Origin of the sequence: Paenibacillus azoreducens (genome assembly GCF_021654775.1) — a bacterium.
Classification (GTDB): Bacteria; Bacillota; Bacilli; order Paenibacillales; family Paenibacillaceae; genus Paenibacillus_AQ; species Paenibacillus_AQ azoreducens.
On sequence record NZ_AP025343.1, the window covers coordinates 1244683 to 1270098 of the forward strand.

General features: G+C 42.7%; 24 protein-coding genes. 19 read left to right on the forward strand and 5 right to left on the reverse strand.

Annotated features, from left to right (window positions below):
* The first annotated feature begins 16 nt into the window (after positions 1–16).
* From L6442_RS05305 to L6442_RS05315, 3 genes are all read left to right on the forward strand, one after another.
* On the forward strand, positions 17–508 hold the full coding sequence (locus L6442_RS05305) for a hypothetical protein (protein ID WP_212977770.1): 492 nt from the start codon (positions 17–19) through the stop codon (positions 506–508).
* A 269-nt stretch (positions 509–777) separates the two neighbouring features.
* Positions 778–981 carry a hypothetical protein gene (locus tag L6442_RS33045; protein ID WP_212977769.1) on the forward strand — a complete coding sequence of 68 codons (204 nt, stop codon included), beginning with the start codon at positions 778–780 and terminating at the stop codon, positions 979–981.
* Positions 982–1254 carry a hypothetical protein gene (locus tag L6442_RS05315; protein WP_212977768.1) on the forward strand — a complete coding sequence of 91 codons (273 nt, stop codon included), beginning with the start codon at positions 982–984 and terminating at the stop codon, positions 1252–1254.
* 228 nt (positions 1255–1482) lie between these two features.
* Here the strand turns inward: L6442_RS05315 and L6442_RS05320 are convergent, their stop codons facing one another.
* Both L6442_RS05320 and L6442_RS05325 read right to left on the reverse strand, forming a co-directional pair.
* The gene (locus L6442_RS05320; RefSeq protein ID WP_212977767.1) at positions 1483–2418 is read right to left on the reverse strand and encodes an NAD(P)/FAD-dependent oxidoreductase; all 936 of its coding nucleotides are present in this window, start codon (positions 2416–2418) and stop codon (positions 1483–1485) included.
* Between the two features lie 512 nt (positions 2419–2930).
* Positions 2931–3317 (reverse strand): hypothetical protein, encoded by a 387-nt coding sequence (locus tag L6442_RS05325; RefSeq protein WP_212977766.1) that lies wholly within the window; start codon positions 3315–3317, stop codon positions 2931–2933.
* 567 nt (positions 3318–3884) lie between these two features.
* Between L6442_RS05325 and L6442_RS05330 the strand changes: the two genes are divergently transcribed.
* From L6442_RS05330 to L6442_RS05350, 5 genes are all read left to right on the forward strand, one after another.
* Positions 3885–4475: a chloramphenicol phosphotransferase CPT family protein gene (locus L6442_RS05330; RefSeq protein ID WP_194235128.1), complete on the forward strand. Its 591-nt coding sequence runs from the start codon at positions 3885–3887 to the stop codon at positions 4473–4475.
* A gap of 134 nt (positions 4476–4609) precedes the next feature.
* Positions 4610–5062, forward strand: coding sequence for a VOC family protein (locus L6442_RS05335; protein ID WP_212977765.1), 453 nt, complete (start codon positions 4610–4612; stop codon positions 5060–5062).
* Positions 5063–5344: 282 nt separating this feature from the next.
* Positions 5345–6070 carry an SMI1/KNR4 family protein gene (locus L6442_RS05340; protein ID WP_212977764.1) on the forward strand — a complete coding sequence of 242 codons (726 nt, stop codon included), beginning with the start codon at positions 5345–5347 and terminating at the stop codon, positions 6068–6070.
* Positions 6071–6441: 371 nt separating this feature from the next.
* The gene (locus L6442_RS05345) at positions 6442–6663 is read left to right on the forward strand and encodes a PDDEXK family nuclease (protein ID WP_212977883.1); all 222 of its coding nucleotides are present in this window, start codon (positions 6442–6444) and stop codon (positions 6661–6663) included.
* Positions 6664–6703: 40 nt separating this feature from the next.
* Complete coding sequence (locus tag L6442_RS05350) at positions 6704–7384, forward strand: hypothetical protein (protein ID WP_212977763.1); 681 nt, start codon at positions 6704–6706, stop codon at positions 7382–7384.
* Positions 7385–7409: 25 nt separating this feature from the next.
* Here L6442_RS05350 and L6442_RS05355 read toward each other — a convergent pair whose 3' ends face one another.
* Positions 7410–7658, reverse strand: coding sequence for a helix-turn-helix domain-containing protein (locus tag L6442_RS05355; RefSeq protein ID WP_212977762.1), 249 nt, complete (start codon positions 7656–7658; stop codon positions 7410–7412).
* 1877 nt (positions 7659–9535) lie between these two features.
* Between L6442_RS05355 and L6442_RS05360 the strand changes: the two genes are divergently transcribed.
* From L6442_RS05360 to L6442_RS05375, 4 genes are all read left to right on the forward strand, one after another.
* Complete coding sequence (locus L6442_RS05360) at positions 9536–10810, forward strand: S41 family peptidase (RefSeq protein WP_212977761.1); 1275 nt, start codon at positions 9536–9538, stop codon at positions 10808–10810.
* Between the two features lie 174 nt (positions 10811–10984).
* Positions 10985–11476, forward strand: a complete 492-nt coding sequence (locus L6442_RS05365; protein WP_336513158.1) for a MauE/DoxX family redox-associated membrane protein — start codon at positions 10985–10987, stop codon at positions 11474–11476.
* 240 nt (positions 11477–11716) lie between these two features.
* The gene (locus L6442_RS05370; protein WP_237100229.1) at positions 11717–11983 is read left to right on the forward strand and encodes a peroxiredoxin family protein; all 267 of its coding nucleotides are present in this window, start codon (positions 11717–11719) and stop codon (positions 11981–11983) included.
* Between the two features lie 726 nt (positions 11984–12709).
* The gene (locus tag L6442_RS05375; RefSeq protein WP_212977758.1) at positions 12710–12886 is read left to right on the forward strand and encodes a YjfB family protein; all 177 of its coding nucleotides are present in this window, start codon (positions 12710–12712) and stop codon (positions 12884–12886) included.
* Positions 12887–14312: 1426 nt separating this feature from the next.
* Here L6442_RS05375 and L6442_RS05380 read toward each other — a convergent pair.
* Positions 14313–15815 (reverse strand): serine hydrolase domain-containing protein, encoded by a 1503-nt coding sequence (locus L6442_RS05380; protein WP_237100230.1) that lies wholly within the window; start codon positions 15813–15815, stop codon positions 14313–14315.
* 635 nt (positions 15816–16450) lie between these two features.
* Between L6442_RS05380 and L6442_RS05385 the strand changes: the two genes are divergently transcribed.
* Entirely contained in the window at positions 16451–16735 is a 285-nt protein-coding gene (locus L6442_RS05385; protein WP_194232018.1) for a hypothetical protein, read from the forward strand.
* A 202-nt stretch (positions 16736–16937) separates the two neighbouring features.
* On the opposite strand, the gene L6442_RS05390 is transcribed toward L6442_RS05385, so the two are convergent.
* A complete protein-coding gene (locus L6442_RS05390) occupies positions 16938–17960 on the reverse strand; it encodes a LacI family DNA-binding transcriptional regulator (protein ID WP_212977757.1) in 1023 nt (340 codons plus the stop codon).
* A 347-nt stretch (positions 17961–18307) separates the two neighbouring features.
* On the opposite strand from L6442_RS05390, the gene L6442_RS05395 reads away from it, so the two are divergent.
* From L6442_RS05395 to L6442_RS05420, 6 genes are all read left to right on the forward strand, one after another.
* Positions 18308–19672, forward strand: coding sequence for a DUF4832 domain-containing protein (locus L6442_RS05395; RefSeq protein WP_212977756.1), 1365 nt, complete (start codon positions 18308–18310; stop codon positions 19670–19672).
* Positions 19650–20957 (forward strand): acyltransferase domain-containing protein, encoded by a 1308-nt coding sequence (locus L6442_RS05400; RefSeq protein ID WP_212977755.1) that lies wholly within the window; start codon positions 19650–19652, stop codon positions 20955–20957. Before L6442_RS05395 ends, L6442_RS05400 begins: the two co-directional genes overlap by 23 nt.
* Positions 20954–22045: a DUF4832 domain-containing protein gene (locus L6442_RS05405; RefSeq protein WP_212977754.1), complete on the forward strand. Its 1092-nt coding sequence runs from the start codon at positions 20954–20956 to the stop codon at positions 22043–22045. Before L6442_RS05400 ends, L6442_RS05405 begins: the two co-directional genes overlap by 4 nt.
* Positions 22046–22135: 90 nt before the next feature.
* Positions 22136–23401 carry a Gfo/Idh/MocA family protein gene (locus L6442_RS05410; protein WP_237100231.1) on the forward strand — a complete coding sequence of 422 codons (1266 nt, stop codon included), beginning with the start codon at positions 22136–22138 and terminating at the stop codon, positions 23399–23401.
* 155 nt (positions 23402–23556) lie between these two features.
* Positions 23557–24483, forward strand: coding sequence for an ABC transporter permease (locus L6442_RS05415; RefSeq protein WP_212977752.1), 927 nt, complete (start codon positions 23557–23559; stop codon positions 24481–24483).
* A complete protein-coding gene (locus L6442_RS05420; RefSeq protein WP_212977751.1) occupies positions 24483–25379 on the forward strand; it encodes a carbohydrate ABC transporter permease in 897 nt (298 codons plus the stop codon). Before L6442_RS05415 ends, L6442_RS05420 begins: the two co-directional genes overlap by 1 nt.
* Positions 25380–25416 lie beyond the last annotated feature (37 nt).

Genomic DNA, 25416 nt, shown 5'->3' on the forward strand with positions numbered 1-25416 from the left:
GCGGGAGCTGAAGCATGTGAATCATTCAACCTCCATCGACAAAGCCAGAGATAGTAGGAATAAGCCGTTAAAAATCCAGGAACGAAGTTTGGCTGAAGCCAAAGGCATGATCAAAATGCAACATCTCGCACAGAGCCACATGAACTCTGCCGCGCGGATGATGCATCCAACCTCTGCACATGTCTGTATCCTATTTAGTGACCGCGCTTTCGAGTACATGCTTAAAGCATTGTATATGAAGAAGAACAACTGCATGTTTCCTCCGCCTTCATTTACGCTTCAGGATATCTTCCAGTTAACGGCGCAGGACGCAGTCCTGGATTTGGATAGAGTATTGTTCATGTGCACCATCCATTTTCTAGCCGGCTGCAATGACATTTCCTTTTTGCAAAATATAACCCCCTCGCAGCTTCAGAAACTGCTGAACCAAGTGGACGATGTACTGCTTCACCTGTCAGCCAGGGTCGGATCTCATCCTTCCGAGTCGTATCGCTCTATCTTTCACTAATTAAAATGCAAGCTAGTCAGTGAAGCCGAGCAAGAGGGTATCGCGTCTGCGTGTTTGATTCTATGGGACAGCAGTATTTTCGACAGGGCCACGGAAATAGTAGAGCTCAAATTGGTAACGGATGAGGATTTGCAAAAATAGCGGGAATAAAGATGTGCGGGTGCCTTTAGAGTGGAGCTGGATCATGAGCAGGTGGATTTGGCGAAGAGTGTGCTAGGAATTCGTAGAAAGTAGTAAGATCGACCTTTCTCAGTATTTACATCAAGGGCTTGGGCGGATCGGATACGGTCGTCGGTTGGTCTGCCTTTGCCACGGCCATTTTGGAAGTACCCGTTTTTTTATTGCTGGATCGGTATTTGAAGAAAAATTCGCGTACAATGCTGACCTGGCTGACCGTTATCTGCCTGCTCTTTTCGGCGCGCTGGTTATTGATGTCCGTAGCGGTTTCGGCCATACAGGTGATATTCATCTAATTGCTGCATTCCATTACATTCGGAGGTTATTACTACATTGGCACACAGCTTACGTCGCATCTGGTGCCCGGCGAATATCGCTCCAGCGGGCAGGCCGTTTACGGTCTGACATGGGGAGTGTATCCGGCATTGTCGCAGGCGTACTCGGCGGCTGGATGTTCGAGAATCTGGATGCCTCCGTATTGTACCGGATTTGTTGCGGGGGAACGATCTGCGGATTTATCGGTTTCTTTTGGTTACGGCATTCGTTCCGGACGGCGGAGAAGCAGGTGAACACACAGATCGAACAATTTAATTAAGTCGTTGAAACAACGGGCTACAACAACAAATCAGTCAACTGAAGACGAGTAATATAAATGCCGAAAAGTCCGCGAAGTTCGCGGACTTTTGTAAGCGACTTGATTAATTTCACCATCGGTGCATGGTCTACGTTTCCAAAATGCGCAGCCGTCAGCCGATTCACCGTCAGCACCTGGGCGCGCGGAAGAAAATTATTGGTGCCTATTCTTTCTTTTTCGGATTCAGGGATGTTTCAAGCAAATAGTCAACGACCCAAGGTCCAATATTAGCACCGGATGCAGCTGAATGAACGAGATGGGCAAGCTGATCAGTAGCATTCCCGATCGCCCATACTCCTGGTCGGCTCGTTCTTCCGTACGTATCGGTAACTGCGAAACCGGCTTCGTCTACTTCACAGAGAGAGGCAGCCAGTTCAGACGCGGCTTTGAATGGGGCCGCCACAAAAACTGCTTCACATGGCACTTCCGTGCCGCTCGCTGTGGCGATGGAGACGAGTTGGTCCCCTTCCGTTACCAGACCGGTCACCTCGTCTTGAACGGTTTTAACTCCGAATCCATCAAGCCTTGTCAGCGTTTCGGAGTCGAACTCGTGAGGGCTTACGACCGTTACGGATGAAGACCACGCGGTCAGGAACTTTCCAAGCTGGGCAAGGCGCTCCGGTAGTCCAAAGGCTACGAAAGGTTTGTCCCGAACTTCATATCCGCTGAAGCATGGGCACAGATGAACGTACTTGCCCAACCCCTCTTTTAAGCCAGGCACCATAGGGAGCACATCGACTAGCCCTGTGGCCAGCACTACGGCCCGAGCCGCGATCTTCATCTTACTGCCCCAGACATCAAAGAACCCATCGGGCCTTGCTTCGATCTTCAATACGGTCTCACTGCGAATTTCTCCGCCGTAGCTTAACACTTCGGAACGCCCACGTTCCAGGAATTCGGCCGGTGTACTTCCTTCATATCCAAGGTATTCATGAATCTTAAAGATCATTGAATTGCGAACGGGTCCTCCATCATAAACGACCGTTCGGCGACGGGCTCGAGTGAGAAACAATGCTGCACTTAGCCCTGCAGCTCCTGCCCCTACCACCGCGACATCGAAGATATCATCATGGTCTTTTGAAGTTTTGCGATTCATCATGTTCCTTCCTCCTTATAACGATCTCTTAGTAAAATGAGTACGCTTATATAAAAGATATTACGAGTCTATAATAGCTATAATTAATGAAAGCTGTCAAGTCTTCGTGACAATTGGGACACAGCTTACTTCGCATCTTGTGCCCGGCGAATCACTCAGCGGGCAAGCCGTTTATGGTCTGACGTGGGGAGGTATGGGGTCACGATCTGCGGATTTATCGGTTTCTTCTTGTTACGGCATTCGTTCCGGACGACGAAGAGTCAAGTGAACACACAGAGCGAACAATTTAATGCATAGTCCGCTTGGCAGCGCTGGTGCCACAACTGGGCAAGTATGATTCGGATAGAGTTGTCCATTTTTTTAAAGAATTCATGAAGCTGATCCAAAGGGTTATTCATCGCGACCTTTCGGATCAGCGCTTTTTTCGTTTGAGATTTTGCCGGTTCATTGTGAATCCAGAGTTGAGAAAAATTTAGTCGGATGAACTAATCGTGCATACGAGCATGTATTTAGAGTTATTTGTCTTCGATAAGTTCAAAGTCAGGTTGCATTAAATAGCTCAATGGATAAAGCTCTGGATTCGCTGAAATAAGCCCCTTGATCAAAGCGATTTTCTTTTCTTCCGATGTGTAGAAGGTTACGCCGAGTGCCGTGGGTTCGACGAATTGAATAATGAGATAAGCGTCGTCCTTTTGGTTCATGGGACAAATCATATTATTTTCAGAAAATACCGAATCATATTCATCAAATAAGAAGATATGGTAGGTTTGATTCTTCCAAACCGATTCGTATAGCCTGTATGACTGGCTTTCAATGAGTTTAATAAATTTCGTTGGAGACAACCCGATTTCATAGCCGGTAATATATCCGGAATGGTCAAAGTCGACCCTTTTCTTGTTCATAACCGCTTCTAAACGAATAAGGGAGCATAGACATGTTGTCGAGGCAGGTTCCCAGTTCCGGTTTTCTTTCAAAAGGGATTTGGATCTGGGAAATATCAATGGATTGATTTAATTTGCAGTTGGTTTGGTGGGGGATATTCCTGGATGGTGGTTGTAGATACACATAACCAATATGAGCATAGTCCGACTCCATGCAAGTAATCTTCATAAGAGCCTCCTTTATGAACTTAAACTCGAATAAGGTATATTTAGTTTCTTTCAATATAAAAATAAAAAATTATACGGTCCAAAGCTGTCATCAAACATTAGTTTGCTTAAAATCAATTGCTTCTTCCAAGCATTAGATATAGATGGGCAGACGTATTTGCCAGCCCGTGTATCAAGCGACTGAAAAATAATAACAGTTGAAGGCAAAGCATTAATATATTCGGCATCATCGCCTTTTAAGCTACGGGCAGGATTGTTGAATCGTTTCTCGAATATTTTCTGAGTTGGATAATTTTATGAAGTTTGTGAATATAACGTTATCTGAAAGATACGCAAATCTTATAGGTAAGGGTGATTCGTTTGAAGCAAGGACTTATTGTGTTCTTGAACGGAACTTCAAGTGCAGGAAAGACTAGTATTTCTATAGAACTAAAAAATCAGAAAGAGATTCCTTTTCATCATTTATCCATAGATGCTTTTTTTCGTAATTACTTTGATTTTATTAATAATAAATTTCCAGATACCGAACCTACAAAAGAAGTGGATAATATCGGACAAATCATTTTTGATCCCATAGTCTCAGTGTACTATGCAACAATTAAATTGTTTTCAGAAATGGGTCTGAATGTAATCGTCGATACCGTAATCGACAATGACAAGCGGTTTAATGATTATCTTGATGTACTTTTTGATTATCCTACATTATTTGTAGGTGTAATATGCTCGAAGGAAGAACTCACAAGAAGAGAGCAAATCAGAGGAGATCGAGAGATTGGACTAGCAAATTCCCAGTACGACAAAATATATTCTTTTAATGAATATGACCTTGAAGTAAATACTGAAGAGTTGAGTCCAACAGAGTGTGCCGAAAAAATATTAAGTTTTATTAAGTCCGATCAGGATTACTCGGCATTTAAGAAATTAAGTAAAAGAGAGATTAGTGTTTCATAGAAGGCGAATTCACCAGATAACAACAAAGCATTGAGCTATTGATAAAAAACAACCAGGATAAAGCTGCCGGTGCCGATCAGCCGCTTCATGAAAATGATCGGGCAATAAATTTGTACACATAAGGAGATCAAACTATGGAAAACAACAAATTACTAAGAATGGACAATGTTGGCATCGTTGTAGAATCCCTTGATGACGCAATCTCTTTCTTTGGGGAGATCGGATTGAAGCTCGAAGGGCGAGCTACTGTCGAAGGTGAATGGGCTGGTCGCGTAACAGGGCTGGGTTCACAGTCTGTAGAGATTGCTATGATGGTTACCCCGGATGGCCACAGCCGACTCGAACTTTCGCGATTTCTCACCCCACCTACCATATCAGATCACCGAACTGCTCCTGTAAATGCCCTCGGTTATCTACGCGTTATGTTCACCGTTGAAGACATTGACGAAATGGTATCCAGACTCGCTAAGCATGGTGCTCAGCTCGTAGGCGAAGTGGTTCAGTACGAGCACTCGTATCGGCTCTGCTACATTCGTAGCAATGAAGGACTTCTAATCGGTTTGGCGGAACAACTCGGCAATAAATAAGTCACGTTTAAAAGAAGACTTAGTTAAAACACCGCATTTACGCTCCGGGTCTGGGCGACTCTCGGTACCGGAACAAGGAAGTTGCCGGGACAAATCCGCATCGACTAACCGCATCGCGGCCGGCAGCAAGCTCCCTTAACTCGGTGGGACTTGGAGATGCATGAACTTTAACGGAAATCAATGCAAAACCAAATTAAAGGGACTCAACGACGGGACACGTTAGTTTACATGAACCAGCATAAAGCAACTGAAAAAGACGCTAGGGAAGGTTAACTCAATAAAATGAAAGCAAATATCGAAACGCTTCTACTTATACTGGGAGAGCATCATGAGGAGGCCCACGGCATTCCGGAGGCAGAAATCCGGGCTAAGGAACAAAGCCTGGGCATTCCGTTACCGGCTGCGCTGCGGGAATACTATAAGATTTTGGGACGATCACCGAATATTACCCAAAGATGCAATAACCAATATGAACCCCTTCCGCTAGAGGAAATATTCATTCCCGATAATGATTTTTTTACGACGGATAAGGAATTCCTGGTTTTCTATCAGGTGGAGGAATCCGTGATCTATTGCGGGATTCGAATGCAGGATTTGCAGGAGGAAGACCCGCCGGTTTACTTATGCGCATGGAACTTGCCCGATTGGCAGCTGGAAAATCGATCGCTTCGGCGTTTTCTCGCCGGCAAGGCACTCATTCAGTTGGGCGTTGAGGATCGGCTTCCGTATTGGGCCAATTTCGATGAGAGCATGTGGAGTTTGTCTGATTATTGCAGATCTATGCATCTTGATCGGGAGTGTGAGATCGAAGAGGGTTCAGAACTGAACGCCTGGAAAATCTATGTGAAGGACGATATATTGATCGTGTTTGAACTGGACGTATCCGAAGAGGGAACGGAGGAACCATTGGCCGTATTTTTGGCCTCATTTCAGCGGGCGAGCATCGAAAATCTGCTAAACGGAATGGGAAAGGACACCAGCCTACCCCCGTTTCGAACGAATCTATGAGAACTTTGATGAATTGATGGACGCGGCCAACTTGAGGAGCTTTTCTTTTACACTATGGGAATTGCAAGGCGTATCTCTAAAAGGGATTTTCACTACGGACGGGTATGTGGTGAAGCGGAAAAAAGTCATGAGAAAGTATGGGACTGACGTGAGACAAAATTAAAACCCTTCAAGTGAAAGAAACCATGTCGTAAGATGTTGAGGACAACTTGAAGGTGTTTTTTCGTTGGCAACACGAGTTAGCTACCCCGTAGAAGTGAAAATGCAGGCAATCAAAATGAGGTTAGCTGGTATTCCAGTAAAGGAGGTCTTGGACCAACTAGGGATCAGAAATGTAACTCAACTTAAAGTTTGGATGTCGTGGTGTCGTAATGGGGAACTTCATCGTCCTGGTTCCCGTCATGACCTTACGCGAACTAGTTGCAGCAAAAAGAAATCATGATTGTATTCTATCCCTGCTCGTCACCACCTCCGACTTGACTCCTCCTGAAAAGAAGGAAGCGGAACAGTTTAAAGTGGATTATTGGTATGGCGGTCTGAACCAGTTTACTATTGAACGTCTTACGGAGCATTTTCAACTTGAAGAAGAATGATAGATTTGAAAGCTTAGAGGGAAGAGGGAAGTAATGAATAATGGACATCAACAGCCAACTCGATGAATTGTTTCAACAGTGGAAGATGAACGAATCGTGTGCAGAGGGGATTTTTATCCCCGACGGTCATGTGGACGAGGAAGCGTGGTCCGGTTCTGGACTCAAACTGATGGTATTGCTGAAAGAAGTAAACTCCTCTGATGCTGGATGGAATCTGCAGCAGTTTGTTAGAGAGAAGGGATATCTCAAGGAAAGCAGCACATGGCCTGCACTCATTCGGTGGGCGTATGGGATTCTGCATGGTTATCCTGAATTCCAGGAAGTTGAAAATCGTTATGCGAATGTTAAGGAAGAGGCGGATCAATTCTTACGGCAGGTTTATTTTGCCAACGTGAAGAAGATTGCGGGTGGTTCGCAGGCGGTACACACGGATATTGAACGTCATATAAAGTCGACCGGGCCGCTCCTCCTTCAACAAATCCGGATTCTGAATCCAAGTATGGTCCTATGCTGTGGAGATGTGATTTTCCATGGTGTCCAAAAGGTATTAAAAGAAACAGGATCTTCGAAATCCGAACGGAAGCAAACTTCCGGCGGATTGGATTATATTTGGTGGGATGACGCACAGACCTTTGTGATTCGTTATCATCACCCTAACGCTCATTTTCCAAGAGCGATGTCTTATACCTATCTGATGAAGGAAGTTCAGAAGATTCTTTGAACCGGTAAAAATACGGAACAATCTACTATTCATCTAGCTCATTCTCATAACTCATAATCAAAACCGAAGGCTTAACTTGAAGCGCCCTTGCTAATGCAGTGATCGTTAGCAGAGAGGGCGCTTTTTCGCCGTTCTCTAGTTCGCTAATATACGACCGATCGACGCGAGAATAAATGCTTAACTCATCTTGAGTAAACTTATTCTCCTTCCGTATTTTTCGCAAAGCTCTGCCGAAGGCAAGAAGTTCTATGGATTTTTCACTATGATTAGCCACGTTATAACCCCTTAATTGATAGTTAAAATAATCTTATGCGGTTCTATAAGGGAATTTCCGTAGGCTATTGCCTACAAAATGATTTGGGTGATACAATACAGATACTGGAAAATATATTAAATGGGTGTAAGTTTTTATTTGAATGGGAGCTGAAGCAATCATGAAATCGATCGTGAAAAATGATTCTAATGTTACTAGGCACCCGTCACTCAAACAGAAGCAGCTAGGTTTCAGTTATCTTGATACGATCCATCGTTTGAACAACTGTGTTCAAGAATACATGAGTTTATCTATTCACTTCTTGGAGAAAAATATGCTTCATGTAAGTCTATTATCCTGCAACAGAGCGCTAGAATGTATGTTAAATGCCCTATACTTAAAGCAAAATAAAGGACTGTTCAGTTACAACATTGTACCAGATGACATGCTTCAATTGCTCTCTAAAGATTCAGGGATAAAGATGGATTCATTGATCTTTATACAATCCTTATCCTATTTATGTCAGGAGAGGTCTCTGATCAGCAAAATGCAGTCTACACATTTAAAGAACCTAATTAAGAAAGCGGATGATCTGCTGCTTCAGTTCTCAAACCAACTCCCTATACCTACTGAAAAATACCATTCTGTTTTTGAATAATTTTATTGATCGGCTCATAGCGGACAGATAGGATCATGGCCGGAGGAGCTCGAAAATTACACATGTTCTGTTCTGGTGACCTCTCCCGTCATGACGCCTTAAAAAACCTATTTTAACTCGCGGCAACCGAGAGTCATGTTGCTTTTATCTTATACAGCCGAATAATAAAAGCGTGAATATAAGCTATACGCTATTAAATAACTAGAGGGCGCAAGAAGCAAAGAAATAGGGGACATGACAGTTGAAGAAGTGCTGGGGGAACGTAACATAAACTTGACGTAAGGAAAAGTCAACTGGGGTTGGAGAAATAAACAAGGATACCTATCAATCTGGGGTAACTCTTCTACTCAGTTACGGTGATTCTTAGAGCACTGAGAGTACACGTTCATAGTCGAGCCGCCCCCTCCCTTTTCAAAAGAACAGGAGGTCTCTCATTCAAGGGATCTTTATGTTATTTGGGCGCTGTCATCAGGGGCTTGTCTTCAGACTTTATGCAGTCTTCAGGGGTTGCGCTTATTTGCGAAAATTTAGTTTGCTCAATCTCCGCATTTATCCCCAATTCATAACCAACAAAATCAACCTTTTACCCCGATAATAGAACATTTACCACAATCCCATTTTAAGCTCTTAAACCTCCCCTCCACCTCAGCAACTCCTTCCTACACTCGACCAGTTAACATAAGATCCCCTCTTCTTTAATAAAAGCACAAAGTGTACTTCGCAAATTCCTATCAGATCTATACGATAATCCATAAATATCAAAAAGATAATCTTGGGAAAAAAGATGAACAAGAGCATCTGGGGAGAAAGGAATAAGGGGGAGGTGACACATCCGGATTCTGGAATATGAGGCGTATTGCGCTAGGAGGTCAATGAAAGATGAAATTCATACATCGGCTATCAAGCAAGTCGATCCGGTTCAAGTTGATTGCGGGTTTTCTTCTATTTGTCATCCCCCTGCAGCTTCTGCTTATCTTAGTTCTATCGAATTTCGTATATATGGGCCTCCAGCAATTTTTCCATATTTTCACTTTGAAAATGTCCAATCTACCAAGGTTAATTATAGGAATAAATGTATATTATTCTCATTAAAGTAAGAAAAATGTTGAAATTCTAGCAAGATTAATTATTATTAAATAAAAGGGAGGTGGATCCCATGATTCCAGTATTGAAGCACAAACACTAGCTAGCGTAAACCCCAGAAATCACTGCCATAAGGCAATCGGAGGGGAAATATAATTTGGAATACGTAGATATATTTGCTGAGATAGTATCTATCATGCATCAGGATTATGCAGGATTTGAGGAAAAAAAAGGTTGGGATAATCCTGATTATTTTACCCAAAAAATAGAGTGCCTTGAAACCAGTAAATTAATGACACCGCAACTGTTTACTGATATTGTGAATGAATATCTTATTTGTTTCAAAGATCGTCATATGTATTTTCTCTTACATAATTCAGAAAAGGTAGAACCGAAAACTTGTGGTTTTACCGTAAGGAACTACGAAGACACATTATACGTAACAGGGGTTTATGAAGAGAACAGATTTGGAAAAGGGGCAAAAATTGTTTCTATTGACGGACAATCCATTTCTTCGATAAGAAAAATGCACCGTGAAATGCTTAGAGAATCTCACCCTGAGAGAGAAGAATGGGATGATATTATGAACAAAGCTAAGTATTTTGAGCTTATTAATGAGAATAAAGATTTAGTTAAGCTGGAATTAAGACTATACGGACGAACTTCTAAAAAGTCAACTTATGCTATTCATTTTATCAATGAAGATACGTTATTATTAACCTTTTCTGATTTTAGAGATCCCGATAGAATAATGAATCTAATTGAAAAACATAAGGATGACCTGCTCGAAAGTAAAAATTTAATTGTTGATGTCCGGAGGAATAGTGGAGGCAATGCTCATGCTTTTTCTTCTTTATTAAGATATATCTTTAAAAAGGGAGAAAAACCAACTTCTGATCTTAAAGTACGAGAATTTAATTGTTCTGACCGTAATGTGGAACTATTTTTAAAGCAGGCCAGGGAAGTTCGAAATTCAACAGATAATGGAGAAACTCTTAAAATGTTAGAGTTTGCTGAAAATCAATTTAAAAAATATCAAAATCAAGGGTTTGTTGCTTTTGACTTTTCGGAATATATTGCAGAAGTAGAAAACAATTTTGAGGGGGAGGATAATCCAAAAAATGTAATTATATTATCAGACTGCTATTGTGCAAGTGCCGGAGAGGAACTTGTGGAAATTAGTAAAGAATCATCCAAAGTAACAATAGTAGGACGTGCCACCATGGGACTAAATGATTATAGCGACTTAGTTAGTGTCAATTGGGAAAATCAGTTTTCTCTATATTATCCAATATCAAGACTTAAACGTAAAACAGAAACAGACCCAATACACGGAAAAGGAATTCAACCTCATATGTATATAAAATGGACACCTAAACATATTGAAGAAGATATAGATTTAAATCAAGCATTGAAATTAATTAATAGCTAAGGGCTATAGACTATCGAAATCTTGAGATAAAGCTGCGGGTTAGGTTCATGGGGAAGGGCACACTATGAATACGGAAATAGCAATACCTTTATACTGGCAACAGAATAATGTATTTATAATTTTTTAGAAAGAGGAGGGTTTTCTCTGTCCTTTGCTTCTTCCCTGCTGCTGGATTTGCTCAGTTGGTTTTTTATTGGGAGCGGAATAATGAAGCTACTTTCCCACCGGCATTTTATACAACATGTCATTCATTTAAGGATAGTACCACCAAACGCCCTGGGCAAACTTTCAGTCATGCTTTTGATCGGTATAGAGTTGCTGCTGGGTATTCTGCTGAACGCCAGAATTTTAGTGTTCTACGTTCTTTTCAGTCTTCTTTTGCTCATGATAGGCCTGACCGTCTTGGTAGTCATACTAATCAAGAAGGGAAAATCCAGTGAAGACTGCGGATGTTACGGAAGGTTCTATAAAGAAAAACTAAATGCAAGCAAAGTGATTAGTAACTTAATATGGATTTCCCTGATCCTCATTGCATTTTTTTTACCCAGGGACAATTCCTCTTTTTTCGCCAACTTCTTAGCGCTGCTATTCATGATCACTCGGTTTGCTATTTTAAGGCTCAACCAATTCTTTACATCGTTTTCACTATTTAAAGAAAGATTGTGAGCGATTTTGTTCTTAAATGTTATTCTAGGTATTCTGATAATTGTCGTTATCTTTTTATGCTATGTCGTCTTCAAACTGGTAAAGCAACTCACCAGTTTTTATAATTTGATTTACTCTCGAACATCAGGAATATCAGTAGGAGAACCTATTCCTTTTACCGACTTTCTTCCCTCCGAGCCTTCCGGAGCACAAGTTCTTATATTCGGCAAACCAACTTGTTCCGCTTGTAGGAAGCTGCTTATGCAGATACAAAAAGAGAAGTTGCACCAGAGTATAAATATTTCCGTACTATATCAAGATTCAGAATCTGAACAACAAGAATTTTCCCAACAGAAACATTTTTCCTTCCCAATAAAAACCATCACGAAAGAACAAAAATCACTCTTTAAGATTGAGGTCGCGCCGTATACATACGTCATCGACAAACAAGGCATTATCCGTTACAAGGGTGTGCTGAGTAGCCGTGAAATTGTAAATGCATATAAATTTGTTCAAGCAACTACCTGAACAAAAGTACCGTTAAGCAAATATGAAATAGCACGTCTGTAAAGTCCGCGAAGTTCGCGGACTTTTGTATTGGCAGCGCGCCGACTAAGGAGTAAAAGTCTCCAGCATACCGCGAGGTGGCGGAAGTGCGTAGCTGATAGGCAGTGCGTAGTCCGTAGGATGCGTACGGAGGACATGAAAGCAAACCCCGGAAAGACCATGTTGGCCGGCGAGACCGGATAACCCTGCAAAAAGAAGGGAATGTCCAATACCACCGTAGATCTTGCAGGTTAGGAGGACTGGATTCGGAAGATCGTATCGCATATTCGTAATTGAGACGAAGAATTGCACGAGAGAGATTAAGGGAACGCGAGGGGATAAGCCATGGACGGTGAGCAACCATTTTCAGAATTCGTAGAAGGCAGTAATAGCGAACGTTTTGAATTGGACGAAATATGTGATTGTTAATAAATCCGTTTTCATAGGATGTTATAATTTGGATAGTACATACACACCTTAAGTGAACAGTAGGTTGGTGCTACTGAGTCCGAAAAGGAGGGATATTATGATCGCTGAAATCCACAGCAAAATCTCAAGCTCTGGCAGTAACTTGGGCATGTTACCGCAATCTGAAAAAGGGATTTATATATAATTTAAGCATCAGAAAGAGACGCGATAGAAGAATACGCCCAGAGGTTGATGAGAATTCCATCGGATGCCGATATTAAAACAAAAGGAGGTGGTATAATGGATATTGCGGCTTTGTCTACTTCCATGAGTCAGGCGGCATTGGCTCAACAGGTAAGCCTATCGGTGCTCCGCATGGCTAAAGGCCAGGTGGAATTGCAAGGACAGGATCTGGTCCAGATGATGGAAAAGAGCATTGATCCCAACTTGGGAAAACATATTGACGTTTCGGTGTGACCTTACTAAGAAAAATGGATTAACAGAGCACGCAGCTACTGCGTGTTCTTTTTGATTTCCCTCATTTTTGAGCTGGATAGCCATCATGGGCAACTATGTTACGAAGTGAGTAAATTGGTAATGTATCTAAGGAGATGAAAGTTCCACTGGCCATCAACATACCCATCTCCGCTTTATTCGGCCCGATCTCCTCGAAGTAGAGCGGAAAGTAAGAGGAAATGATTGCAATAGTTCCATATAAGAAAAAGTTAAAAAACATAACGAAAAATTATTACATATATATTTTTTGTATATTTAATTGCATATGTATATATTTACATTATTGATTTAAATGTGGTAGTATTTGGGACATGGGATAAACGATATTATATCCGAGGAGTCCTAAGCAAATGTTAATCCAGGAGTATTGCTATAGGAGCTTGGGAAGTTACGAAGTGAGTAGATTGGTAATGCATCTTAGGGGTGGGTAAATTGTTTTTTTTTCTCTAAAAATAGTGAAAATAAACCCTCTCCTCTTTAAATTTATTTTATATTGTTTATTCTATGTTAATGTTGATATTGTATTATGGTTATGTATTGTTGGATCGTCATCGATTAATTAAATCGAAAATCTATATATCGAAACCTAGTTTGACACAGGAAGATTCTATTGCAATAGAGCGGCTTGGGAATTTGATATCAACGTTTGAATACAGTTTTCTACTTTTATTCATTATTGCGATACTTATCATTCATATTCTTTTTCGAAAAAATATTAAAGTCATTACACACTTCCAGATGTTGAATATGTCCCTATTCGTAGGGATAGTACTAATAAATTTTATTATTTTTCGGTTCACTCACTTACCTATAGGTAATCTTATGCAACCATTATCATACCCCTCGTACATATTAGTGGGAGAATTTATCTGTGTCTTATGTTTGTGGATTAAAAAGTGACCTATAGTCCATCCGGCAGTCATGTGATTGTAACAGTGATTTAAGTAAAGCATATGGATTGATAAGTCAAATGTAGTAAATCATAAAATTAATGAGTCCAGATAAATATCTATCTGGACTCATTGTGTTAGATTGGGGGAGTAGAATGTTCTTTACGATTGGGTATACCGTTATTACATTATTGTATATTGCGATTTTTATTTATCGTATAAGAAGGAATACTTTCTCTTCCTACTTAAAGGAGGAGATAGGATTAATAGCTATTTTTTTTATAATAAGCCCGGGGTTAAAAGTTCCAGGAATTCTTAAAGCTATTTATCTTTCAATTACATTATTAGTTTTCATTTATGGATGCACAAAAAATTATAAAAAATAAGCTATTTCGAAAACATCGGTAAAAATCCCCTGCGGGCTACATACTAGCAGGGGATTTGTTGGCGTCAACCGACGGACATTATGCGTTAGCAGAAATAACAAGTTATTTCATTCATTGCGAAACGCCCTTCACAAAGAATAGTTTACTCTTGCGAATAAGTAATACTACTTTAACAATACCAATGCATAACGATAACAAGCAAAGGGTAAACATCAGATGTCCAATGCCTGGTAAAAACGAGAAGACCATACTCCATGGAGCTAAGTAATTCTCTATGATGATTAGGATTGCAGCAGGAATAATGATGTTAAAGATAAGAAGACAGGTTATAAAAACAAAGATCCGAAAAGGACTGGTCTTACCTTTTTTACTCCATTTAAAGAGGTTGTAAATTGATATGCCCATTAAAGTTATGATGCCTGAACAAATAAGGTCGATCACAACGTAGGTTCCGGATATGTTGGAAATCCCCTCTTGTGATGGTTCTTGACCCTTCATAATTTCATTAATTCCTGATGCAAACATGCCGAGGTGACGACCGCGAACGAGATAATCTTGGGAGTTAATCAATACCACGATGCCCGTATCCCCATCCAGTATCATATCAGAGTGGAAGCTCTCTATATCCCCACTGTGATGAATGGTGTTACCGCCAATTTCCCATCCCATGCCGTAATAACCACTCACTGACGGAGCGTATGGCTGGTGCATTTGCGAGATACTTTCGGCAGACGCTATGGATGTATGACGAAACCTTCCATTATTGAGTTGGGCGATCAAATAATTTGCCATATCCTCTGCACTGGAAATGAGGTAGCCGGATGCAAGCAGGGACGGATTATCCGGCTGCTTCATAGGAACCATAAAGCCAAAGATGGATTGATATCCTGTGGCTAACCCCTCATTTTTTGCCTTTTGCGTAGAAGTGAAGCTATTTCTCATCTCCAAGGGTTTGAAAATATGGTTTTGAATATACTCGGAATAGGACTCATTGGAGACAGATTGAACAATTCCGCCAAGTATATCGTAATTTAAATTGGAATATTGAAATGTGGAGCCTACAGGTTCGGTTAGGGATGTGTGTTTCAGATGAACGATAAGCTCATCAATAGATGGAATAGTGTTCGAGAATACGCGTCGGCCATCATAGGTGGATAATCCACTGACCTGATGCAAAAGATCCTTGACTAAAATCTTCCTAGACGCATCCTGATCGGCTAATCTAAAGTTCGGTAAATAGTTCTGTACAGGTGCATCCAGGTTGATTTTTCCCTGTTCAACCAGTTGCATCGTGGCCAAAGCCGTAAATGATTTGCTGCTTGAGCCTATAATAAAAGGAGTTTGAGGAGTAATCGGTTGCTGATTGGGACCGGAGATCCCATACCCTTTTAAGTAGACCACTTGCTCTCCCTTCACAATTCCTACAGCAACACCTGGAATTTGAAGCTTGTTCATCAGAGATTCTACATAAGTATCGATTTTTGCTGTATGGGCGATAGTTTGCGCCGGGTTCGCATGAACGTTATGCGTTTGCAGAGGTGTTAAAACATCACCTGTGAACATGATGAGTAGGATCATTACCAGTCTAAACATTAGGCTTCTTTTTTGCTCCATCTCTCTATTTACTCCTTTTCCCTGGGGTTGTTTCTCTTTGTGTAAATATGGATTTGTTTAACACCTCTTCATTTTAATGGACTTAGACATGTCGTAACACCGTCTTTAGGATGGTATACGAACTGGACCTTTGTCGAGATAATGCCCAAATATTGGATGAGGACTGTATATAAAATCTTGTGTTCCCGAGCCTTTGGAGAAGAACAATTCATCGTTTTTTTGGAGCCGATCCAACCAAAATTCTCGTTCAGAAAATCGACCGAAGAGGGAATGAATGAAAGGATTGATACACCATATGAATAGCTTGTTAATCAGCAGTTCGATATTTGTGCTATGTTGCATAATTTATCAGTTGTTTTATTTTAAATTTGAACAAAGAATTTCAAATACAGGACTAGCGATTATGGGTACATCTCTTATATTCATTAAAGATAGTTTTAGAGAAGAATTCCGGATTTTATTCTTTATATTGTTATCAGCCTTTATTATATTAGGAGTTCTGCCCATTTTATTGTTCGGGACTAAATTAATTAAAAATTTGAGGAAATAAGAATTAAAACCTTTGAAACACTGCGGGATAAATTGCGTTGTTGTAGTGTTATGGTTTTTTTGTTTCAGGATAAAGGAGTGCTAAAATGTTGAAAAAATGGAGATTTTTAATATTATTGGTGGTTTTGGGTCTTACTGCAATGTATTATGTGTATATCATGAGTGAGTCTAGTACAACAGCCGGAGTTACTATTGCTGAAGTTAATAAGAATAGTATTGTGGTAGTTAATGCTGTTGGAGAAAAAACGAAGTTAATTGTTCCCAGAGGAATTGATACGAGCTGCCTAAACAAGAAAGATTTCTACTTTGTCGACTATTACTCTAACATTTTTAGGAAGAGCACATTAAGAGAAATCCATAAAGCCTATTAGTTTGAACATAGATTATGTTTTCCTTAAAAACATTGCAAGCATAGTGGTCAAGACCCCATAGCGTGAGACAAATCAAAACACCTTCAAGTGAAATCTACTATGTCGTAAGATATAGGGACAATCTTGGAGGTGTTTTTTCAGTGTCCACTAAATGGGGGCTTGACCATGGCCGCTTCGTTCGCTTTGCGTTTCGCTGCAGTTATTACGTTGAACTGCGCACAACCAAACGGGTAGGCAAAATAACCTTCTTAGGCAGCAGCTGGTTTCCGTTTATTCTGTCTATTAAGTTATCGACAGCGACCATACCAATTTCTTTGGTTGGCACATCGATCGTAGACAGCGGGGGGTTAGAATATTTGGATACCTCAATGTTGGACAGCCCTATAACAGCCACTTCATTAGGAACGGAGATGTCGTTGTTATACAAGCCGTTGAGGGCAGCCATGGCCATTAAATCGCTGCCGACGAAGAAAGCGGTGGGAAGGTTCTTGGCTTGACATAAATGATTGATTTGTTCGATGCAGACCGTTTCATCCCACATGCAATCCATCACCCAATCGGGATTTACGGTTAATCCGGCAGCATGCATGGTGGCATAGTAGCCTTGATAGCGGCGGCTGCCTTTCAAGTTGCCTCTTAATCCGCCTCCTCCGATATATCCAATATGGGTGTGCCCCTTTTCAATGAGGTGGTTGACGGCCATCGAAGCAACATGGTAATGATCATAACCCACGTTATCGATATCCTCGCGTTCTGTATCAATCCCCACGATGTACGGCACCTGCTTGCGGATGTACTCATAGGTTTCGTTGTTCAAAGATTCCATGAGGATCAGACCGGTAATCGGTTCACTGAAGGTATTGAATAAGATTTTATTGTTATTCAGTTCAATACCGGTCCGAATAAAGTCAAGATTATACCCTGCGCTGAGCAAGCGTTCTTCCACGCCGGATAAGATCGACATGAAATAAGGATCATTGTATTTATCTTTAGTCACGCTTAATACGCACCCGATTTTGATGTGTGACTTGCTTTTGGAATGATCTTTGGTTGAAACTTTTCGCTTGGGGCTTGAACTGATTTTATAGTTAAGCTGCGTAACGGCTTGCCACACTCTTTCCCTTGTTTCATCCGTGATTTTATATTTCGTATCATTGTTTAAAACTCTGGATACGGTGGCAGTGGATACATTGGCTAATTTGGCAACATCCCGAATCGTACTCATCTATTGCACAATCTCCTTTTAGGTTACTAATTTAGAGTTTATAGGAATGTTACACTTCAAACAATAATTATCCTGCTTGTTATTTATTTGTTGCGTGAAATGTTGCGTGATATTGTTTCGTTCTTACAGCTTACATGTGTTTACGGTTAAAATCAACCATATCTTGTCCGTGTCGCGGAATGTAACATGAAATTTTACAATATTTTAAAATTAATGTTGCAAGATTGCGTACGTATGATATAACATGAAATCACTAAACAAAATATTTGTTTTCGCGACTAATAACGTAACAATAACGTAACAAAATACAATCTCTGATTCGTACATGGCAGGGAGCTGAAAAGAACGTGAACAAAGCAGTGACGGTTTACCCATTGATATTAGACGACATGATTAGCAACCCAGGCATTGGTTTTACGGCAGCACCGGGGTTAATGGGGGACCCGGAGCGTATTTATGACAATCGGGGGGAAGAGCAGGGAAAATATAAGTTCACGGAAGACAGCAAAACCTGCAACCATCCTGACAGCAAAGTGTATTTCTGCAACGTGCGCTGGCGGGACGTGGAGACGGCTCAAGGGGTGTACAACTGGGAAGTGCTGGAGGAAAAGCTGGACTACCCCAAATCGATCGGATGTACGGCAGTGGTTCGTTGTTCGCCCTATGCTTTAAGCGAAGAGGATGATATACCGGCATGGTTTCGGGCGGAATATCCGGAGGAACCCGACTTTCCCTTCTGGAGAGTAGACCCGAAGGAAACGCCGTATGTGGCGTATTGGTCTGAATTTATTAGGGCATTTGCCGCACGGTTTGACGGGCACCCGGTCATCAGTTCGGTGGATTTGACGATTGTAGGGGCCTGGGGGGAAGGCGGGGGAACCGAGTTTTTAGACCCGGAGGCGATTCAGCAAATTACGGATGCCTACTTCGACGGGTTTAAAATCACGCCTCTTCAGGCGCTACTGCATGACTCGATGTCGATCCGGATCATCAAGGACCGTAAAGCCAAAGTGGGCTTTCGCGTCGATTGCTTGGGGGATATGGGAGGATTTCATGGCAAAGCGTGGTCGCATATGACCGATTTCTACCCCCAGAATATTCAGAATTTTAACATGGGCGATGCTTGGGAGAAGGCTCCGGTGCTGTTTGAAGCATGCTGGCATATGAATGACTGGTATCTGCAGGGCTGGGATATCGATTATATCATTCAAGAAACGTTGAAGTGGCATATTACCTCCTTTAACAACAAAGGGACGATTGTTCCGGAACCGTGGAAAGAGAAAGTCAAGGCTTGGCTGAACAAGATGGGATACCGCTTCGAACTAAGGAAGTTTACGTATGACTCTGTCGTGAAGGCGGGGGGAGAGCTGGAAATCCGTGCTTTGTGGGCCAACGTGGGAGTGGCTCCGATCTATCATCGTTATCCGCTTGTGGTAAGGCTTATCGGCCATGATCAAACGTATACGCTGCATAGCAGAGAAGATATTCGGGAATGGCTGCCGGACGAAGACATTGCCTGGGAGGAAAGCTTCGCTCTGCCGGGCGGAATGTCCGAAGGAGAGTATCGTTTGGAAATCGGCATCGAAACCGGCGTGAAAGAAATCGGAAATATCCGATTGGCGATCGAGGGATACACGCAAGGCTATTACCCGATGGGTAAGATCTTAGTTGAACGGAGGGAAGAAGGGAATGGAGAGGCAGCTAGATTTTAACGAGTGTATGGCCATCTGTAATTTTGATTATTTGCCTGAAGGGTTGGAAGCCAAATATAACCGCTATCATCCGGATGACAAGTCCCATCTCATTCCGCGCGATTTCCTGTCCGAACTCTTCGAGCAATACCAAATTCCCGAACATACCCGGCAATGGATCATTCGTGGGATTGAGGAGATAGAAACTCATACCGTATTATTTCATTTCACCAAATTTTTAGTGGAGGACATGTGCTCTGCGCGCAATCGCTGTGATGAGACCCACTATACCAATATGACTCCGGAATGCATGAACCAACACGGAGATTTATATTCATTTCTTTTGCTGCTGGCCTGTGTTGTCCCTTCCATGGAAATGCTGCAAAAACGTTCCGTACCCCAAGCGTACTATAAGCAAATCCCTCATCAGCCCCTGAAGCTTCAGTTGGAAAGAATGGTATCGCACGGCGATGCCAAGGTTCATGATTTTCCATGGGCGATGAATTTTTATACTTGCTCCATCTTTTTGTTGGACCGGTTTTATTTTATTCCATACCGGTTTGGGGATCCATTTACCATGTTCCGCCATGTAAATACGCAAGAAGTGATTGCCCTTCGGCACGCGGGTGAAGAATTTCGCAGCGATGGACAACGAAATGGAATCAATGATGTGTATGACCCGCATGGATGCTTCACTTCAGAATGGCTGGAGAACAGTGAATCGATCAGAGCCAACCGGATCAATCCGATGGGGTTCGTAGAAAGAGAAACAACGTCGATCTTAAAAAAGGAATGGGAACCGGCACTTCGGGAAGGGGATATGCTTTTAGCGCTGCACATTCCATCCGGGCCCGGATATACGCCGGAACGGCTGAAGAATTCCATGTCCATGGCCATTGAATTCTATGATAAATATTTTCCGGAGTTGCCCATCAAAGGTTTCTGGAGCGCAAGCTGGCTTTATGATACCCGGTTATCGCTCATTTTGGACAACGAAAAAAGCAATATCGTCTGCGTTCAACGACAGTTCTATAATTATCCGACTCTGGAAGGGGACGGGATGCTGCGCTATGAAGTCTTTGGAGACCGAAACATCGATCCGGTCCGCATCCCCGGCGGATTTACAACCTCGCTGCAAAAAGCGGCTGCAGCCTATATGCAGACAGGCGCACGCTTTAACACGTTAAGCATGATTGTATTGAAGGAAGACATCGAACGGATCGGCAGCATGCCTTATATTACAGACGCAGATATGGAGCAATTCCACAAGACCGTTGACAGCCATCTAAGGGAGGTAAGTGGATGAGCCGATATTCGCTCGAAAACTACGAGAAGTATAAAACCGTAAAAATCCGGCCGGAGCCCTTATCCCAAAAAAGTGATGTTTCAAACCACGGCCTATTCGAATATGTTGCCTTTTCGTGGAAAGAACTAGAGCCGGACCGAGGAGAATATAGGCTTGAAGGGATTCAAGAAGCACTTAATACCGCAAACAATCCTACTCTAGTCCTGACACCGGACTTGCCTCGATGGGTCAAGGATGACGCCGATGATTGTTTTGCGGCTTTGGTCCGAAAAGTCGGGAGTTATATCGACGCGGACAGACGCCTTGCAGCCGTCGTGATTTCGACCTTGGCTGACAGCAAGGAAGAATGGAACGCTTATATCGATTCTTTCGAAACGCAGACGCTGCTTGCCGACTTGCAGAACGATAGACTCATTCGGCATTTAAGAGAACGCAGCCGTGGATTCGGCCTGCTGGTCAAATGCAGCGAGGAGAATTGGATCGAATGCTGCGAGGCTTTTGCCAGAAACCATCTGCAGAAGGTATGGAAGAGTTATCCTGTTGTCCTCCATGTGACTGATGACGCTTGCGGTCCTCATAGCAGACGCGAGGCATATCGCTGGCATGCTGGCCTCTCCAACGTGAATATAGGGCTTGGATATAACCTGACTTTGCGCAGATTGACTTATCCGGAAACCGTATCCAGCCGCGGGAGTTTACCGCTGCGATTTTGGTTTGTCAACACGGGCAGTTCGAGAATTTATCGGAAATTTCAATTATGGGTGCAGCTAAAGCAGGGCGAGGTTTCCTATGAGCTTCCGCTGCTTGGGGGAACGGATTCATGGTTAACCGGGGATCTTGTTCATAACGAAATGATACCTTTGCAGGATATGCCGGCGGGTGAATATACGCTCAGTGTGGGACTCTTTTTCGAAGACCGTTCTTACATCCCGCTGAATATACGGAATCAACAACAAGATGGATATTATGAGATGGGTACGATCCAAGTCGAAATCACCGATGAAGATCCGCTGATGAATATATGGGATTCGTACGATCCGGAAGGGTATTATCCATTGGAAGACCCTAAGCTTCCGGAAGCAGACTAGTGGAAATGAAAGAACATTTCACCCGGCTGCCCCCATCCGTATAAATGTTGGTTCAACTTATATAGGACAAATACAAGTTCACTGGAGGTAATGGATTTGAAATTAGCATTAATCGGCGCAGGACAACGAGGCATGATCTATACAAGACATGCTTACCAAAGCGAGGAGATTGTCGCGGTCGTTGAACCGGATGAAGGCAGAAGAAAGGCGGCGGCGGACGAGTTTCAGATTCCTCTGGAGAGACAATTCGAATCCGTAGACGAATTTTACCGGCTTGGTAAAATTTGCGATGCCGTTATTATTTCTTCCATGGATCGGGACCATTATGCGCAAACAATGGAAGCGCTTCATATCGGTTATGATATTTTGCTTGAAAAACCCATTTCGCCAAGTCCCGAAGAATGCTTGAAAATACAACAAAGAGCCAATGAAAAAGGCCGCAAAGTGATTGTATGCCATGTACTCAGATACACGAATTTTTTTGCGGAGATCAAGAAAATCATCGATAGCGGCGAGCTCGGCAAAATCATCACCATTCAGCATAACGAGAACATCGGCAATTTCCACATGGCCCATTCCTTTGTAAGGGGCAATTGGAGAAGAAGCGATCTGGCGAGTCCGATCATGATGCAGAAGTCCTGCCATGACATGGATATTCTAGCCTGGCTGGTGGATAGCGGGGCCAAACGAATCTCTTCCTATGGCAGCCTCGCTTATTTTAAAGAGGAAAACGCGCCGGCCGGCAGCGCCGAGCGATGCCTGGACTGCAAGGTGGCTGCGGACTGCCGTTTCGATGCCAGAAAAGCATATCTGCCTGTACGAGGGCAATGGCCGGCTACGGTCGTTTCGGCGGATCCGACGGAAGAAGGATTGCTTCAGGCGCTGGAAACGAGTCCGTACGGACGCTGCGTTTACCGGATGGACAATGATGTGTGCGATCATCAGGTGACCGTCATCGAGTTTAAAAACGGGGTCACGGCAACGTTTAATTTAAGCGGGTTTACCAATAAAATGCACCGCACGCTCAAAATCATGTGCGAACATGGAGAAATTCGCGCGGATGATTACTCGAATATCATTGAAGTCACAAGGTTTAACTCCAATATGGCTGAGGCCAGCCAGCAAACGATCATTCGGCCGGCAGCCATGGGCGGCGGGCATCATGGCGGCGATACCGGTCTGATGAACGACTTTTTGGAAAATTTGGAGAAGGCCGATTTCAACAGCAGATCCTCCATTGACATGTCCGTCGAAAGTCATCTGATGGCTTATGCAGCGGAAGAGGCAAGGGTGACCGGCACGGTTATTGATCTTGATCTTCTCAAGGAGCAGCTTGAACATAGTGTTACGGCATAATCGTTTAATTCAGGATTTTGCAAAATTCGATTCCGGCCGCTCCCGGGTCCAATATATAGACGAACTAAACCGTTTCATCCTATATATTGCTGATTGATAGCCGCTCTTTGGATTCTTGCAAAATCCTCAATTCACAATGCAAAGGTAGTGATGGAATGAATCCAGTGGGTAAGGGGTTCCTATATGAAATAAAGAAAAACAGAATCTTGTATCTCATGTGCGTGCCTGCTCTTATTATTCTGATCATGTTCTCCTATATCCCTTTTGCAGGCGTATGGATGGCATTTACCGATTTTAATGTCGTTGACGGCATCTTTGGCAGTAAATTTGTCGGTCTGGACAATTTTAAATACTTTTTTTCGGCGAACAGCATGGGCTGGAAGGTTACTTACAACACGTTATATATTAACTTTTTCAGCCTCATCTTAGGCATTATCATTCCGGTCAGCATCGCTATTTTCATCAATGAGATCCGGCATAAAGCCTACAAAAAGATTGCTCAAAGCATGATGTTTTTTCCCTATTTCATATCGTGGGTTGTCGTGGGAGCGATCCTGTACGGCATTTTCTCCACGGATGTGGGTGTTGCCAATCAAATTCTGAAGTTCTTTGGAGCGGATCCGATCAGTTGGTACTCGGAGCCGAAGTATTGGAAATGGATCATTATCTTGTCGAGCGTGTGGAAATGGAGTGGGTACAGTTCCATCATTTATATGGCGGCGATGGCTAACTTTGACGCGAGCTTATATGAAGCGGCCAAAGTCGACGGCGCCAGCAAACTCCAGCAAATCCTGCATTTAACCGTGCCCATGCTGAAACCGACGATCATCGTCTTAAGCTTGCTGAGCATCGGACGGATCTTCTATGGCGACTTCGGCATGATTTACGGCATCGTCGGCAACAATCCGGTCCTGGTGGATGAGGTAACGGTCATCGATACGTATGTTTATCAGTCGATGCGTACGCTGGGATTTTCCTACTCTACGGCCATCGGGCTATTTCAGTCTTTGATGGGATTGATCCTGATTACGGCTGCGAACCAATCTGCTAAGAAAATAAATGACGGAGAGGGTCTATTTTAATGATGAAAAAAAATAGGTTGCTTGGCGATAGATTGGTGATCGGCGTAGCTTATGTTTTCATTGGCTTATTTGCGCTTATCTGTCTGTACCCTCTAATTTTAACCCTAAGCGTATCCTTTTCTTCAGAACAGGCGATTGCGAGGAACGGATATTCGATTTTTCCTCTTAGCCCCAGCGTGGATACCTATAAATATATCTTTGTGAACAGCGGTATGAAAATATTGAAATCCTACGGGGTGACCATTTTTGTGACTGTTGTGGGAACGGCAGGCGCTTTGCTGATTACAAGCATGATTGCATTTTCTCTATCCATCAAAAAGCTGAGATACCGTAACACACTTGCCTTTATTTGTAACTTTACGATTATCTTTTCGGCTGGCTTAATCCCGTGGTACATCGTGAGCGTCAATTATTATGGACTGAAGAACAGTATTTTGGCCTTAATTCTTCCTTCCATATTTAGCGTGTGGAATATGTTTCTGCTGCGCACGTATTTTGCAAGCGTTTCCCCCGCTTTATATGAAGCTGCTGAGATCGACGGGGCCAATTATTTTACGATTTATGTTAAGGTAGCGCTTCCATTAAGCAAGACCGCGCTGCTTACGGTTGGTTTGATGTATGCACTGCAATACTGGAATGATTGGTGGCATGCTCTGATCTTTGTGAATGATCGCGATTTATTTCCGCTGCAATATTATCTCTATAACATTTTGTCCAACGTCAATGCCATTAGTTCCGGACGCATTCCATCAGGGGCTTCAGGCAATATCACCTTGCCCGCTGAAACGGTGAAGATGGCGATTACGGTGATTACGATCGGACCGATCATTTTCCTTTTCCCTTACATTCAAAAATACTTCGTGCACGGGATCATGACCGGCGCAGTCAAGGAATAAACGGTGTATGGTTACTGGCCGATCCAGGCTTTTAACA